The organism is Steroidobacter flavus (assembly GCF_042651805.1).
Classification (GTDB): Bacteria; Pseudomonadota; Gammaproteobacteria; order Steroidobacterales; family Steroidobacteraceae; genus Steroidobacter; species Steroidobacter flavus.
In genome coordinates this window covers 3,013,159-3,028,673 of the sequence record NZ_JBHSDU010000003.1, presented here as the reverse complement: position 1 = coordinate 3,028,673, position 15,515 = coordinate 3,013,159, and the positions used below count along the sequence as shown (strand labels likewise).

Below are 15,515 nucleotides of genomic sequence, written 5' to 3'. Positions count from 1 at the left end.
CGCGTGGCGGCGGGCGGCGAACTATACAGCATAGATGGCGGCGCGCCCCGCAATGGAACGCGCCGGCGCGATCGGAATCAGAACTGGCCGCGTAACGACAGTGTGAAACTGCGAGGCTCGCCGTACCAGTTACCGTAGTCGCTGCGACCAACGGTCTGGTAATAGCGCCGATCCAGCAGGTTTTCGATATTCAATCCCGCTCGCCAGCGCGGATTGATCTCATAAGCGAGGTGGCCGCTCAGGATGGCATAGGCGCCGATGGTGAACTCGTAGTCGGCGTACCTCGTGCAGGTCGATCGTGGACGGCCGAGCGGATCGGTGTCGTAGATGTAGGCAATACAAACACTGCCGCTGTTGTAGTTGCTGGTCTGTGCATTGACGCCGCCACTGAGCGTCAGGGCGCGTAGCCAGGGCGCACCTTGCTGGAAACGATAGCTGGCCCACAGCTTCAACAGGTGCTCGGGCGAACGGCTGACCAGAGGCTTGCCCTGGTCGGCATAGGCATCGAGGCCGCGGATCTCATTCTGATTGAAGGTGTAGGCGAACGAAGTCTGCAGCCCCGGCAGCAACTCGCCTGTCAGTTCCAGATCCACGCCCTGACTGAAGTTCACACGATCGCTGGTGTTGAGGTAGCAGCAGACGATGCGGCTGTCAGGATCGCTGCTGGGCGGCACGCTCGGATCCCGCTCGGCGAAATTTTTCTGCTCGATGCGATAGTAAGCCAGTGCGGCGTTGAGACGTCGATCCGGCGACTGGTACTTCAAGCCAAGCTCGAGGTTCGCACCCGTGATTGGCTCGATGGGCTGATCGTTCCGATCCCGAAAGCGCGATTGCGGGGAATAGATATCCGTGTAGCTGCCGTATGCGGACAGGTTCTCGCCGAGGTCATAGACCATCGAGTACGTCGGCGGCCAGGTGAAATCGCTTCTGCTGTGTGTCTCGCGCTGACGGGAGACGCTGCCGTTATAAAAGCTCTCCATGACCTGGCCGTACTCGTAACGGCTGTAACGCATCCCCAGCAACACGTGCAGCGGCTGCCAGAAAGTCAGGCGCGCATTCAAATAGGCGCCGGATTGCTCCTGACCATCGTCAGGATAGCCGTACTGCACGCCCGGATCGCCCGGCATGGGATAGCCCGACGGGTCGTACTCGAACACATTCACCGTCTCGCCCGGATAGGTGGAGTTGTGAAATTTATAATCGCCACCGTCCACCTGCTGATAGTTGGCGCCGAACACCAGCGACTGAGTGTGCCCGAACAGCTCGAACTCACCCGAGACGGTGACATCCGCCAGGCTCTGCACGTTGGAAAAATCGCTGATCGCGTCGAACACATAGGGTCCTTGCAAGCTCACCGGGTCGACCGGTCCGTACACATACGAGTACTTCTGGTGGCTCTCCTGGTCCTGGCGCGTGACATTCAACTTCATCGTCCAGCGCTCGCCGAGGCTCTGCTCGACCTGCGCGAAGATCTGCTTGGTTTCGAAGTTCCAATAGCTCCACTCGGGTGTGAGCGCGGTACTGCGCGGCAAATGCAGATCGCGGCCATCTGAATAGCGCATCAACCCATAGACGAACGGCACCGCGTCCTGGCGGGTGAAGCTGAAGCCCGCGCTCACTTGGGTCGTCGGCGTGACATCGGCTTCGACGATGCCGTACGCCAACGTGTGATTGTCACTGGCGACGTCGTAGAAATAATCCTTGTCTTCGTAGCTGATCACCGCGCGACCTCTCAGCCGGCCCTCGAATCCAAGCGGCGCGGTGGCATCGACGACGACGCGATAGTCGTTCCAGCTGCCAACATGCATATCGAGCGTGACCTGATCGCGATCCAAGGGGCGTTTGCGCGTGAGATTGACCACGCCACCCGGATCGCCGTAGCCGTTGAACATTCCGTCAGCGCCACGCAAGATCTCCGCGTGGTCGTACATGGCCATGTCGAGCAGCGGCACGTAACCGTATTCGGTGCTGAGCGGCGCGCCGCCGTCGATCTGGATTTTCGTGACCTGAAAGCCCCGCGAATAGAAATCGTTGGACAGGCTGTCACTTTTTATCAGGGTGATGCCGGTGGATTGATCCAGCACGGTATTCAGGTCAGTCAGATTCTGGTCCTGCAGTCGCTGCTGGGTGATGACGCTCACCGACTGCGGCGTGTCCTTGATGGACTGGGGCGTTTTGCTCGCGATACTGAGCGCGCCGCTGGTGTAACTCTTCGTGCCCTCGGTCGCAGTGACGTCGGTACTACCGTTGATGCCATTGGTTGCATTCGTCACGCCTTCAACGCGCACCGGGCCGATGACGCGCGCATCGCTTGGCGCGGGCTCGATCGTGATCGTGGTTGAATTGAGATAACGCCATCTCAACCCCGTGCGACCCAGCAAACGCAACAGCGCGTCTTGCACAGTCAAGCGGCCTTTGACTTCACTGGCCGAGACGCCTTTAGCAAGATCCGCATCGAAGAGCAGCTGTACGCCAGCCTGCTCGGAGAAGCGAATGGCCGCTTGCGCGAGCGGCAGCGTCGGAATATCGAACGCGTGCAGCTTGGCATCCGCGACTGTCGCGCCGCTCGCCGGCGAGGACTGCGCGTGCGCGACGCATAGGCTGGAGAGCGACAGCGCGATCGCGCCGAGCAACTGCCAGTTCATCACTCTTATCCGAGTCGTCATTGTCGTTCCCATCATTGCGCGTCAGCGCGCGTTCGGGAAGACAAGACGGGTCGGAGGGTGAGATGAATTAGGTCGGGTCGAGAAAGTTTTCGGACAACAGCACTGTGATCGGCCCGGCGCGCCACGCCCGTGCTTTCGAAAGCTTCACAATGGACCCCAGCGCCTCCACCGGTGCACGTGTATCGAACGAGCCGGTGATGCGACGGTCGGCGAGCGCATCATCCATGATGAATATATGGCCGCCGCCATGGCGCTCGACATCCTCGACAACGAGGCTGAGCGGCACATCGACGAAGACGATACGTTGCGTACGCCATGCCGCGACATCCGCGGCGACCACGCTTTGAATGTTTCCAATTGTGTCACCGATGCGCACACCTTGGCCGGCGTTGAGCGTTGCCGCGCCACCGCCATCCAGTGAAACTTCGACGACGCCCTCGGTCACGTAGACGTTCGCACCCGAATCGTGCTTCACGATTTCAAACGCAGTGCCGATGTCACGCACTTGTGCGGATCCTACGGTGACGACGAAGGGACGCGCTTCTTCATGACGTACATTGAAGAAAGCCCGGCCTGCGATGAGCGTCACTCGACGCTCTTCGGCGGTGACATCGAAAGAAAGCGCGCTGCTCGCATCCAGCCACGCTTCGCTACCGTCCGGCAAATGTAGCGCACGGCTCTCGCCTGCTCCGGTGCGCTCATCGGCAAGCAGCGTTCGAAAGCCGCCCGGCGGCGCTGACAGCGCCGTGATCGTCACTATCGCCAGCGTTGCCGCGATGCTGGCATATCTCAGCCAGGAGTTCGGCTGTCGCAACGGTGCAGGCGCGGGGACGGCATCCAATTGACTCCAGACCGCTGCGACTTCCTCGTATGCCGCGGCATGCTCCGGACTGGCGTCGTGCCAGCGTGAGAACTCGGCCCGCTCAGACTCGCTCAGCTTCGGATCGCGCAGCTTGGTGAACCAAGCAACCGCCGCGTCGCGAGGAGCCATGGTCGGAGCTGGGGGAAACCGGTCCATGTCTAAAGACGGACGGGACCGCGGGAAGCATTAGTCGCGCCGCTGCGATAATCGCAGAGCGCATCCCGGCAACGGCCGAGCGCCAGCGTGATATGCACCATGACGGTGTTTCTGGCGATGCCCAGACGCTGGCCGATTTCGATGTAGCTCAAATTCTCGAACTTGTGGAGACGAAAGACTTCGCGCGTCCGCGGCGGCAAGGCTTCGATGGTGGCGCTCAGGATGCTCACCGCCTCGCGTTGGATCAGCGTTTCATCCGGCCGTGGCGTCGGGTCGACGGCACTATGCAATGTTTCCTCGTTGGCGGTCCTCTCGTAACGCGTGGCGCTGCTACGCCAATGATCGGCCACCAGCCGCTGCGCCACTGTGAAGAGATAGCCTCGCGGATTCGCAATGATCGCGTTCTCCGGCAACGCGGCCAGCCGCAGGAACGCCTCTTGCGCCAGATCCGCCGCCAACGCCGGATCGCCCACCCGCCGCCGCAAATAGACCGCGAGCTCCTGCCAGCAGGCTTGCAGCTGATCCGCTACCGCGGCTTGTCCCATCGAATCCACCCGCCCCCGGCACCCGCTTGGAACGAGAACGAGTGTCGGAACCGGATACCGGAACCGCGTGAGTCAGCGAACGGTCTTGACGGGCAGGATGGTGACCGACGCCAGCAACGTGATCGCGCCGGCGACCGCGAACAGCCAGGTGTAATTGCCACCGGTGAGCGCGAGGATCACCGGCGCGACGGCGGGGGCGATAGCTTGAGGCAAAGCATTTGCGACGTTGAAGATTCCGAGATCCTTGGCAGCATCGCGCCATCGATTCGGCAACACATCCGTGACCAATGCCAGATCGACCGCGAAATAAATTCCGTGACCGATGCCAGTGATGGTCATGCCGAGCAGAAAGGTCGGATAGTCCGGCGCGACCGCGATCACCCACAAGCCGATCGCATACACCGCGCCGCCGAGCGCCACGAAAACCTTGCGTCGACCGATCGCATCCGACAATCGTCCGCCGAGCATGCTCACCGCCACGATCGCGACGGTCTGCGCCAGGATGCCTTGAAAGATGAGCGTGGGCAGCTGCCCTTCCGTATGGCCGAGCTTGTCGATCAGATAGAACGGTTGATACGTGTTCAGAAACGCGCTGCCCAGCACGAAGAACAAGCGGCTCAGCCAGGTCCAGCCGAAGTCCGGATAGTGGCGGGGATTCACCCAATAGATCGCGATCACGTCGCGCCAGCCCAGCGACTCCACTTCGCCCGGGGCTAGATGCCGATCGCGCAACGTCATCGCAAACACCAGCACCAGCACGACGCAGATCGACGCCGGCACCATGAATGTGTGTAACGTCGAAGTGGCCACCGACTGCACCAGATATGTGCCGCTCACCTGCCCCAGCGGCAAACAAACCCCCATTACGCCGGCCACAGTGCCGCGCTGCTCGATTGGAACCTGATCGGGCAAGACCGCGATGATGGCTGCCAGCACCGCATTGAAGGCGAGCTGTGCCAGACACCAACCGATCAGCACCATCGCGATGCTGTTCGCCGTTGCGATCAACAACAGCGCGAACGCGCCGCAAATCACGCCACCGATCAACCAAGGTCGACGCATGCCAAAGCGCGACGTGGTCCGATCGCTCAGTCGACCGAACAGTGGATTGCCGACCAGCGCGAAGAACGCACCGAGGCCCAGCACCAGCGACAGACTCGACGCGGCGGTTTCCGGCGCGAGATGTCGCACCTTCAGAGCAATAGTCACGAGCACCGGCGTCAGCAACGCCAGCCACGTGCCTGTGTAGGCCAACGCGTGGAGCGTGATGAATCCCCAGCCTACGCGCGCCTTGTCCTCGACAGCTGCGGCCATGGCCGGCTGCTCTTGTGACTGCATGGCGCGCAGGATGCCCGGAAGCTCGCACCTCTCACAAGCGACTTCGCTCCAACCCCTGAAATCAAGCCGGTGGGCTCGCCGCCCCGGGTGGGGCGCCCGCGACGACATTGCGGCAATCTCGAACTGGCACTGACGCCCGCGAGGCGGACGACTGGCATAGAATAGGTGCATGAATCCGACTGCCCTGCTGTGCCACCCCTCGACGCCCGACGACATCGTCACCGGCATCACGGTCGAAGTCGATTCACTCACGACCGACCTGCTGGTGCTGGACTACCGGATTCGTGGCGACATCGACCGCTTGCAGCTGCCCGCGCAGGCGGCCAGCAAGTTCCAGGACCTGCTGTGGCAACACACCTGCCTCGAGGCCTTCATCGGCTTCACCGACAGCGACAGCTACTTCGAATTCAACTTCTCGCCCTCGAGCCAGTGGGCGGTGTATCGATTCGAGAATTATCGGCAGGGCGTGACTTCGATCGACCCGATGCCCGCGCCACGCGTGATCGTCCGACGTCACACCGACTATCTCGAAGCCGATGTGGACATTCATCTCGGCGCCATTCCCGGGCTGACCGCTAACGAGATCAAAGGTCGCGAGCTGCGGCTGGCCGTGTCGGCGGTCATGAAGAATGAACAGGGCCGTATTTGTTATTGGGCGCTCGCGCATCCGCCGGGCAAGCCCGACTTTCACCATCGCGATGGCTTTGCCCTGCGGCTGGCCGGAGATTGAAGCATGAAGTTCGGTATCGATCGGCTGCTCGAAGAGCCGTCGCTGCGTCGTGAGTTACAGGGCAAGCGCGTCGCGCTGCTTGCGCATCCCGCCTCCGTCACCCCGGATCTGACTCATTCCCTGGATGCGCTCGCCGCTGCGGGAGTGAAGCTCACCGCTGCCTTCGGCCCTCAACACGGCCTGCGCGGCGACAAGCAGGACAACATGGTCGAGTCGCCGACCTTCAACGATCCCGCCCACGGCATTCCAGTGTTCAGCCTGTATGGCGAAGTGCGTCGACCCACCGACGAGATGATGCAGCCCTTCGATGTGCTGCTGGTCGATCTGCAGGACCTCGGTTGTCGCATCTACACGTTCATCACGACGCTGCGCTACGTGCTCGAAGCAGCGGCGAAGCATGGCAAATCGGTATGGGTGCTCGATCGCGCGAATCCGGCGGGCCGACCGATCGAAGGATTGCGTCTGCGCGCCGGCTGGGAAAGTTTCGTCGGTGCGGGCCCGCTGCCGATGCGGCACGGCCTCACGCTCGGCGAGCTCGCGCACTGGTTCGTGCGCACGCTCAAGCTCAACGTCGATTATCGTGTGATAGAGATGCAAGGCTGGCAGCCCGAAGCCGCGCCAGGTTACGGCTGGCCGCTCGGCGAACGAACCTGGGTGAATCCCAGCCCCAACGCGCCGAATCTTTGGATGGCACGCGCGTACGCTGGCACCGTGATGCTGGAAGGAACGACGCTGTCCGAAGGACGCGGCACGACGCGGCCGCTCGAATTGTTCGGCGCGCCTGACATTGATGCCAACAAAGTGTTGAGCGAAATGCGCTCGCTGGCACCGCAGTGGCTGAAGGGTTGCCGGCTGCGCCCCTGTTACTTTGAGCCGACATTTCATAAGCATGTCGGGAAACTTTGTTCAGGTTTGCAAATTCACGTCGAAGATCCGAGCTACGACCACCAGGCATTTCTGCCATGGCGGCTGCAAACATTGGCATTCAAAGCCATTCGTCGCCTGCATCCCGACTATCCGTTGTGGCGCGACTTTCACTATGAATATGAGAAAGACCGCCTCGCCATCGACATCATCAACGGCGGCCCGCAGCTGCGCGAATGGGTCGACGATGCGCAGTCAACGCCGGCGGATCTGGATGCGATCGCTCAGCCCGATGAAAAATCGTGGGCCGAGGAGCGCAAGGATTTCCTGATCTATCGCTGACCTTTCGGAACAGCCCGCTGTCGCAAGGCGTTGGTGGGTCGGGACTAACTTATCCCGACACCGAGGAGTCGTTATGGCGACGAAGCGTAAATACAGTAAGAAAGCCTCGAAGAAGGTCGAAAAGGTCATGCGCGAACGCAAGGCCGGCACCTTGCGCAGCGGTCGTTCCGGTAAGAAGGTGAAGAGCCGCAAGCAAGCGATTGCGATCGGCTTGTCCGAGGCACGGCGCTCTGGCGCGAAGGTGCCGAAGAAAAAGAGCAGCCGGAAGAAAAAGAGCTCGAAGAAGAAATGAGCCGGGCCGCGTGCGCAGCTCCAGCTATGACCTGGAGGTGCGCACCAGCAACAGCGCGCTGAGTGCGATCAGCGCCAGCGCGCTAAGGGTAAGCGAGGTATGGATACCGATGGCCGCGCCCATCAACCCGACCGTCACGCCACTGAACGTTCGCAGCCCCAACGCCATCATCGAGAACACACCCAGCACGCGACCGCGAATATCGGCCGGCGCGTTCAACTGCACGAGCGTCTGCGCCATGGAGTTGAACGACAGGTCCATGAAGCCGGCGATGAACAGCAACAGCACCGCGAGCGAATAAATCGACGACATTGCGAAGCCGGCCAGCGCGACACACCACAGCATCGCCAGGATCATCGCCGTGCGCGGATTCGGCAGCAGCCAGCCGCGACTCTCTAATATGAAGCCCGCCGTCAGCGCGCCAACCGCATCAGCGCCCAACAGCACGCTGTAGGAAAGATCCGCATTGGCGTGACCCAGCGAGCGCGCGAAGTCAGGCATCTGCGGCAGGTAAGCATTACCGATGAAGAACGATGCGCCACCTGCCAGCAGGATCATTGCGAACAGCGTCGGAATTGAACGAATACGTCGAAGCGTCGATGTCACATCGCTCAGCGAGAGCAACGCGCGGCGCGGCGGCCCCTGCCCGGCCTCGGCTCGCGAATACGGCGCCTTCCACAGCCAGATGATCGTCGGCACGTAGAACAGCGCATTCAGCAGAATGCCGTGCGAAGGACCGAGCAGCATCAACAACGCGCCACCGATCGCCGGACCGCCCAGCATTCCGAGCTGCCGCGACGTTGCATTCAAACGCACTGCGCTTTGCAGGTCTTCCTTGGGCACGACGTGATGAAGCAGCACCTGCGCGCCGGGCGTCCACAACACGCCGGCAATGCCATGCAACGTCAGCAATGCCATCGCATGCCAGACCTCGAGCGTGTCCGTGACGAACAGCGCGCCCCAAGCGAGCGACACGCCCATGAACATCACCATGCCGATCTGGATCAGCCGACGCGGATCGAAATGATCGGCGAGCGCGCCCACCGGCAACGACAACAGCAGGAACGGCAGCCAGTGCGACACCACAGCGAACGCCCCCAGCGCGTTCGACTGGAACTTCTGGAACATCATCCAGTAGCTGATGACGTGCTCGATGCTGTCGGCCATCATCGCGCCGGCGAAACTGAAGAAGAAGCCGCGATAGCTCGCGTGGCGCAGGGCCGCGAAAGATCGATGCGCCGGCGCGGTGGTGGTCGCGTTACTCACTGGGGGCGGCCGTGTCCGAATGCGGTTTGGCACGCAATGGCAGCTCGGGAATGAACAGCACCACGAGCAGCGCTAGACCGACGATCCACAATGCTCGTTCCAGCATCTGAGAGATCGACGCCGCGAACGCCACTTTCACACCGCGCTGAATGTCCGCGACCAGCTTGTTCGAATACATCGCGATGCCGGCTTTCACCATCTGCAGCGCCTGCTGAGCGCGCTTCGCAACGATGGCGTTCTCGGTGGCGAGCATGCTGTCGCGAAACAGCGCGGCCACACCCGCGATCACTGCGGGCTCGTTCCAAGCACGCGACGGAATATTGGCCAGCTGTTGTTTCATGGCCGGCGACAGATCCGGATCGTCCAGCAACTCATCGCGGCCTTTGGTGCCCGACTTCAGTTCAGAGACCAAGTCATCGGTGCGCTTCACCAGTTCATCATGCGTCTTCGCGCGCAGACCGCCGTCACGCAGCGGCGCCTTGAGCGTTTCTGGCAGTCGCGAATCCGCGAGCACATCTTCGACCGCGCGCTGATCTTCGTTGAAGGCGCGCTCGATCACCTGATATCGCTCATCGAGCGCCGTCTGCACCCGCGCGCGAATGTTGTCGACGTTCATCGCCTGACTCTGCGCGTGCGCGAGATCCACCTGCGAGAAGTTGCCGCCGCCGGGCAACTGAGGAACGTTCTTGGGCAACTCGGCGGTCAGTGCATGCGTCAGGAGCGTGCCAAAGATCGCCACACCAACCGTCGACCCGATGCCTCGGCTGAACTGACTCATGCTGGTCGCCACGCCGATGTTATTGGCGGGTGCGGCGTTCTGAATCACGAGATTGAACAACGTCTGCGCTGGCCCGAGCCCGAGGCCGGTCAGCGCGAGTCGCCAGGTCAAATCGGCTTGCGTCGTATCGGCCGTGAGGCCCGTCAAAGACCAGACGCCCGCCGCGAGCAGCACACCGCCAGAAATCATCAAGCCTTTGTACTTGCCGGTGCGCGCGACGATGCGACCCGAGCCGATGCTGCTGACAATCAGCGTGAGCATCAACGGCAGCAACGCCACACCGCTTTGCACCGCTGAAACGCCCTGCACAACCTGCATATACAACGGCATGAACATGACGACGCCGAGGAACGCCATGCTCATGACGAACGAGCCCATCGTCGCAAGCCGGAAGGTGGGGATGCTGAACAGATGCAGCGGCAGGATGGGCTCGCGAGCGTGCTGCTCGACCCAAATGAAAATCGCCAGCGCCACGACTGACACGGCAAACAGGCCGAGGATGTGAGGCGAATCCCAGGCGTAGTGCGTGCCACCCAAGGTCAGTGCCAGTAGCAAGGTCGCCGCGGTGATTACGATCAACATCGCGCCGAGATAGTCGATGTTGCCGCCACCACCCTTCCGCAACGGAGGCATTCGATAAATGATCATGAACAAGGCCAGCGCGCCGAGCGGCAGGTTCACATAGAACACCCAGCGCCAGCCCGCGATCTCATAGCCGCCCAACGACACCGTGCCGTGATCGGTGAAGAAGCCGCCGATGAACGGCCCGATGACCGTGGCCAGACCAAACATCGAGCCGAATACGCCGAACAGCTTGCCGCGCTCACGCGGTGGATACATGTCCGCCATGACCGCCATCGACACCGTCATCAATGCACCGGCGCCCAGCCCCTGCAAAGCGCGGAACACCACGAGCTGCATCATGCCTTCGCCCAACACCGGCATGCGGCCGAACTCGCCGCTCAGTCCGCACAGCGCCGAGCCGACCAGGAACGTGACGACGCCGATAATCAGGATGGGCTTGCGGCCGTACTGATCGCTCAACTTGCCATAAAGCGGCACCGACACCGTGGAAGTGAGCATGTACGCCGTCGTAACCCAGGCATACATCGACAGGCCCTGCAGCTGCTCGATGATACGAGGCATGGCCGTGGCGACGATGGTCTGATCGAGGGCACTGAGCAGTACTACGACCGCCAGCGCCGCCAGCGTCAGGCGCCTTTCGGCGGACGTGATTTGTAAGTCGCTCGAGTCGCTCAAGGGTGGGTGTTCTGAGTCGCAAAAAACGCCCGAGAGCTTAAACCGTCCGCCGCCGCCCCGCACCACAACGTTCGGTCCGTCGTGATTTGAATTCGACTGGTCGCAATGGCCCAAACCGGCGTACCGAGCTGCGGTCCAATCCGCACCTGGCTATACCTGAAGGAAGTCGTGCGATGCGCGTCGTTGCCGCTGCCATCCGCAACCCCATTGCCGTCGGAGTGACGGTGCTGCTCGTCGCCCTGTTCGGCTCGCTCAGCCTGCGCGAGCTGCCGCTGCAGCTGTTTCCCGATATCGAGCGGCCGACCATCGCCATCACGACCGCCTGGCGCGGCGCCTCGCCCGAGGAAACCGAAGCCGAGCTGCTCGAGCCGCAGGAGCGCGTGCTCCAGGGCCTGTCGGGCGTGGAGGAAATTACCGGCAACGCCAACAGCGGCGGCACCGATATCGTGCTCACGTTCGCCATCGGCACCGACATGAAGGCGGCGCTGGTCGACGTGATCGGTCGCATGAGTCGCTTGCCGCCTTTGCCGCGCGACGCCGACCGTCCCGTCGTGCAGTTGGGCGGTCTCGGCGGCGACGCGAATCAAAACCTCACGTTCTTTTTCGTGCAGCTGCTGCCGGGAACGGAAGGTCCGGTCGACAAGTACCGTCGCTTCATCGAGGACGTCGTGAGGCCGCGGATCGAGTCGGTGCCTGGCGTCGGCGGCGTGCTGGTGAACGGCGGCTCGCCGAACGACATTCGCATCACCGTCGATCTGGCTCGAGCCGCCGCGCTCGGCGTTGGCATTCCCGAGATCGCGAGACTGGCCGCGAGCGCCAACAATGTTTCTGCAGGGCAGCTCGACGTCGGCCGGCGGCAATACGCCCTGCGTTACGCCGGCCGGTACGACGTCGATCAATTGGGTCAGCTCGTGCTTGCTTGGCGCGACGGTCAACCGGTGCGGCTGTCCGATGTCGCCGTCGTCGAGACTCGCCCGCCCGACAAGCTCACCTACTCGCATCAGAACGGCAATCCGGCCATCGATCTGCAGATCCTGCGGGCGCCGGGCGCGAATGTGCTCGGCACGTTGGACGAAGTGAAGAAGGTCGTCGCCGAATTGCGTGAAGGCCCGCTGCGCGAGCGCGGCCTTGGGATCGAGCAATCGTTTGACGCGTCGTTATTCATCACGCGCGCCGTCAATTTACTGATCGAGAATCTGGTTGTCGGCGCGTTGCTGGCGCTGGTGTGCGTGTGGTGGTTCATGCGGAATGTCCGCGCGACCGTGATCATCGCGACGACGATTCCTATTTGTTTGCTCGCGACGTTCTGCGCGCTGCATCTTGCCGGTCGCAGTATCAATGTGATCTCGCTCGCGGGATTGGCGTTTGCCGTCGGCATGGTGGTGGAAGGCGCCATCGTCGTCTCCGGCAACATCATTCGACTACGAGAAACAGGCATGCCCATCGAGCAAGCGGCGCATGACGGCACGCGCCAGGTCGTGCCGGCCCTGTTCGCGTCGACGACCACGACGATTGCGGTGTTTCTGCCGGTTTTGTTTCTAAAGGATGTGGAAGGTCAGATCTTCGCGGACCTGGCGCTGACGATCTCCATCGCCGTCGCGTTTTCCATTCTGGTCGCGATTACCGTGGTGCCGGCGGCGAGCGGACGATGGCTCGGCGGCCCGATACATAAATCCGGTTACGGCGAAGGCTGGCCGGGACTGACCGATAAAGTGATTGAGTGGACGCGCACTCGGCGCCAGCAAGTGATGTGGGTGCTCGTGCTGCTGGTTGCTCCCTTGGTACTGTCGTGGGTGTTTCTGCCGAAGCTCGACTATCTGCCGCCGGTGAAGCGCGCCGCCATCGATGCGTTCTTCAGCTTTCCGCCCGGCATGAGCCCGACGACGGTGGATCGCGAGATCGTCACCAAGCTGCAAGAACGCATGCAGCCGTACATGACAGGTGAGAAAGAGCCGCAGCTCAAGAACTACTATGTGCTGCTGTGGCCGGGCGGCGGCACGCTGGGCGCACGCGTGGTCGACGATGAACGCATTGGCGAACTGGAACGCATCGTGCGCGACGAGATTGTCGTCGGCATTCCCGATACGCGAGTGTTCGTCAATGAAGGAGAGCTGTTCGGCGGCATCGGCGGTTCGGCCCGCTCTGTCGCCATTCATCTGCAAACGACCGACACCGCTGCGCTGAACGCGACCGCCGCGGCGGGTCGGCGACTGCTGGAACAAACGTTCCCTGGCGCAAACGTTCAGTCGTTCCCGAATACGGACGTGCAAGTGCTGGAGTTGAGGGCCGAGCCGAACGATCGACGCATCGCTGAAGTCGGTTGGGACCGCGCCGCGCTCGGCACCGTCGTGCGCTCGCTCGGGGACGGCGCGTGGCTTGGGGAATATTTCGATGGCCAAGCGCGGTTGCCGGTGATCCTGCGAACCAATCTCGGCGAGACACCCGAGGACATTGCGCAGGCGCCGTTGATTACGCCGTCTGGTGAGGTGGTGCCACTCGGCGAGCTCGTGACATTGGAGACGACGTTGGTCTCTGAGCAGATCCGGCGCGTCGATCACCATCGCACGGTGACGCTCACCATCGATCCGCCGCCTACGCTGTCGTTGGAAGACATGCTCGCGAAGATCAATAGCGACATCGTACCTCGGCTGCGTGCCGACCTGCCGGCGGATGCAAACATCCGCCTCGCGGGCAGCGCCGACCGGCTCGACAACATCATCGGCACCATGAGCGGCAACTTCGTGCTCGCGTTGCTGGTGTTGTTCATGCTGATGGCGGCGATGTTTCATTCGCTGCGCGACGCGCTGGTGGTCGTGCTTACGGTGCCGCTCGCTCTCGCCGGCGGCGTGCTTGGCATTCGGTTGCTGGACGTGGTGACGTTCCAGCCGCTGGACCTGCTCACGATGATCGGCTTCATCATGATGATCGGCATCATCGTCAATCACGCCATCCTGCTGGTCGATCTGACCCGCGAGGCGATGAATCACGGCCACAGTCTCGAAGATGCGTTGCGGATGTCGTTGAATCAGCGACTGCGCGCGATGGTCGCGAGCACGCTGACCGGCGCGCTCGGCGCGCTGCCCATGGTTGTGAATCCCGGGCCAGCGAGCACCATCTATCGCGGCCTCGCGGCCGTGAATGTCGCGGGCGTGATCGTGAGCATGGTGTTCTCGATCGTGCTGCTGCCGAGCTTGATGCGACTTGTCTATGAGCGTCGCTCGCCTGCCCCGGCGACGCACGACGCCGATTTGTTAACGGAGACCGCGCGATGATGCGAGCCACGAATGGATTGTTACTCCTGCTGCTCGCCGCGAGTGCGAGCGCTCAGCAGGCCAAGCCCGATCTGCCGGTGGTGATGGTCGAAGTCGCCCAAGCGTCAGTGACGCGAGTGGCCCCGCGACGCTGGGTTCCAGGCAGTGTCGTCAGTCGCAACGATGCCCGGCTCGCGACCAGCGCCGCAGGTCGACTGGAATATGTCGCTGAAGTGGGCACACGGATTCGCGCCGGCGAGCGCGTCGCCAAGCTGGAAGATGAAGCCGTTCGTTTGCGAGTCGAAGATGCGAAGGCCGAGATGACGCGCATCGATGCGCAGCGCGCGATGTCCGAGCGGCAACTGCAACGGATCGAGAAGCTCGCCAACAACTCCATCTCACAAACGCAAATCGACGAGGTGCGGTCGCAGTTTCAGATGTTCACGGCTCAGTTACAGCAGGCGGAGGTTCGCCACCGTTCCGCCCAGCATGATTTGGAACAGACTGAAGTGCGGGCGCCGTTCTCCGGCGTTGTCACTGAACGCCTCGCCCAGCGCGGCGAGTATGTCGCGACCGGCGCGTCGATCGCGCGCCTCGTCGATACGATTCACGTCGAAGCTCGCGTTCAAGCGCCGCTTGCACTGCTGAGTAGCGTGAAGCCGAGCATGGAGTTGCCCATCAAAGTCGCGAACAAGCAAATCCCCGCGACGGTGCGGACGGTCGTGCCCGTCGGCGAGGAACGCTCCCGCCAGTTCGAATTGCGCATGCTTTTGGCGGACAGCGCCTTCAACGTCGGCTCCGCCCTCGAAGTCGGCCTCCCCGAACGCGCCGCCACCGACGCCCTCGTCGTCCCCCGCGACGCCATCGCCGTCCGCCAGACTGGCAACTACCTGATGCGCATCCGCCGGGACAACACCGCCGAACGCGTCGCCATCACCTCCCTCACCACCGACGGCGACCTCGTCACCATCGACGGACCGGTCAACCCCGGCGACGTCGTCGTGATCCGCGGCGTCGAACGCCTCCAGGACGGCCAACGCGTCACCATCCTCACGCGCGACGCCTCCCTGAAAGCCCAGCCTCGGCCGGAGGCCTGAATCTATTCATCAATAACCCATGCTACGACGGCACATTCACCCTGGCACCCGCCTACGACATGCTGCCG

11 protein-coding genes are annotated in these 15,515 nt (G+C 62.4%); 5 read left to right on the top strand and 6 right to left on the bottom strand.

All coding sequences use genetic code 11. The annotated features are described in order from the left end of the window. Positions 1 to 77: 77 nt before the first annotated feature. The 4 genes from ACFPN2_RS18835 to ACFPN2_RS18820 form a co-directional block, all read right to left on the bottom strand. Complete coding sequence (locus ACFPN2_RS18835; protein WP_380599253.1) at positions 78 to 2,666, bottom strand: TonB-dependent siderophore receptor; 2,589 nt, start codon at positions 2,664 to 2,666, stop codon at positions 78 to 80. A gap of 67 nt (positions 2,667 to 2,733) precedes the next feature. Next, positions 2,734 to 3,657 (bottom strand): FecR family protein, encoded by a 924-nt coding sequence (locus ACFPN2_RS18830; RefSeq protein ID WP_380599251.1) that lies wholly within the window; start codon positions 3,655 to 3,657, stop codon positions 2,734 to 2,736. A 29-nt stretch (positions 3,658 to 3,686) separates the two neighbouring features. Next, on the bottom strand, positions 3,687 to 4,229 hold the full coding sequence (locus ACFPN2_RS18825; protein ID WP_380599249.1) for an RNA polymerase sigma factor: 543 nt from the start codon (positions 4,227 to 4,229) through the stop codon (positions 3,687 to 3,689). Between the two features lie 72 nt (positions 4,230 to 4,301). Continuing rightward, positions 4,302 to 5,543 carry an MFS transporter gene (locus ACFPN2_RS18820; RefSeq protein ID WP_380599247.1) on the bottom strand — a complete coding sequence of 414 codons (1,242 nt, stop codon included), beginning with the start codon at positions 5,541 to 5,543 and terminating at the stop codon, positions 4,302 to 4,304. A gap of 193 nt (positions 5,544 to 5,736) precedes the next feature. Between ACFPN2_RS18820 and ACFPN2_RS18815 the strand changes: the two genes are divergently transcribed. From ACFPN2_RS18815 to ACFPN2_RS18805, 3 genes are all read left to right on the top strand, one after another. After that, a complete protein-coding gene (locus ACFPN2_RS18815; RefSeq protein WP_380599244.1) occupies positions 5,737 to 6,297 on the top strand; it encodes a DOMON-like domain-containing protein in 561 nt (186 codons plus the stop codon). Between the two features lie 3 nt (positions 6,298 to 6,300). After that, positions 6,301 to 7,503, top strand: a complete 1,203-nt coding sequence (locus ACFPN2_RS18810; RefSeq protein WP_380599243.1) for an exo-beta-N-acetylmuramidase NamZ family protein — start codon at positions 6,301 to 6,303, stop codon at positions 7,501 to 7,503. 73 nt (positions 7,504 to 7,576) lie between these two features. Then, on the top strand, positions 7,577 to 7,795 hold the full coding sequence (locus ACFPN2_RS18805; protein ID WP_380599241.1) for a DUF6496 domain-containing protein: 219 nt from the start codon (positions 7,577 to 7,579) through the stop codon (positions 7,793 to 7,795). A 24-nt stretch (positions 7,796 to 7,819) separates the two neighbouring features. On the opposite strand, the gene ACFPN2_RS18800 is transcribed toward ACFPN2_RS18805, so the two are convergent. Continuing rightward, positions 7,820 to 9,061: an MFS transporter gene (locus ACFPN2_RS18800; RefSeq protein WP_380599240.1), complete on the bottom strand. Its 1,242-nt coding sequence runs from the start codon at positions 9,059 to 9,061 to the stop codon at positions 7,820 to 7,822. After that, a complete protein-coding gene (locus tag ACFPN2_RS18795; protein WP_380599238.1) occupies positions 9,054 to 11,099 on the bottom strand; it encodes an MDR family MFS transporter in 2,046 nt (681 codons plus the stop codon). Before ACFPN2_RS18795 ends, ACFPN2_RS18800 begins: the two co-directional genes overlap by 8 nt. 173 nt (positions 11,100 to 11,272) lie before the next feature. Between ACFPN2_RS18795 and ACFPN2_RS18790 the strand changes: the two genes are divergently transcribed. Then, positions 11,273 to 14,371, top strand: coding sequence for an efflux RND transporter permease subunit (locus ACFPN2_RS18790; RefSeq protein ID WP_380599236.1), 3,099 nt, complete (start codon positions 11,273 to 11,275; stop codon positions 14,369 to 14,371). Beyond that, complete coding sequence (locus ACFPN2_RS18785; protein WP_380599234.1) at positions 14,368 to 15,447, top strand: efflux RND transporter periplasmic adaptor subunit; 1,080 nt, start codon at positions 14,368 to 14,370, stop codon at positions 15,445 to 15,447. The genes ACFPN2_RS18790 and ACFPN2_RS18785 overlap by 4 nt, the downstream gene beginning before the upstream one ends. Positions 15,448 to 15,515 lie beyond the last annotated feature (68 nt).

What these genes read in the sequence shown, in the direction of transcription:
- ACFPN2_RS18830 (WP_380599251.1), bottom strand. Translation starts at nt 3,657, where the DNA reads ATGGCTCCTCGCGACGCGGCGGTTGCTTGGTTCACCAAGCTGCGCGAT.
- ACFPN2_RS18820 (WP_380599247.1), bottom strand. Translation starts at nt 5,543, where the DNA reads ATGGCCGCAGCTGTCGAGGACAAGGCGCGCGTAGGCTGGGGATTCATC.
- ACFPN2_RS18790 (WP_380599236.1), top strand. Translation starts at nt 11,273, where the DNA reads ATGCGCGTCGTTGCCGCTGCCATCCGCAACCCCATTGCCGTCGGAGTG.
- ACFPN2_RS18825 (WP_380599249.1), bottom strand. Translation starts at nt 4,229, where the DNA reads ATGGGACAAGCCGCGGTAGCGGATCAGCTGCAAGCCTGCTGGCAGGAG.
- ACFPN2_RS18785 (WP_380599234.1), top strand. Translation starts at nt 14,368, where the DNA reads ATGATGCGAGCCACGAATGGATTGTTACTCCTGCTGCTCGCCGCGAGT.
- ACFPN2_RS18810 (WP_380599243.1), top strand. Translation starts at nt 6,301, where the DNA reads ATGAAGTTCGGTATCGATCGGCTGCTCGAAGAGCCGTCGCTGCGTCGT.
- ACFPN2_RS18815 (WP_380599244.1), top strand. Translation starts at nt 5,737, where the DNA reads ATGAATCCGACTGCCCTGCTGTGCCACCCCTCGACGCCCGACGACATC.
- ACFPN2_RS18805 (WP_380599241.1), top strand. Translation starts at nt 7,577, where the DNA reads ATGGCGACGAAGCGTAAATACAGTAAGAAAGCCTCGAAGAAGGTCGAA.
- ACFPN2_RS18835 (WP_380599253.1), bottom strand. Translation starts at nt 2,666, where the DNA reads ATGACGACTCGGATAAGAGTGATGAACTGGCAGTTGCTCGGCGCGATC.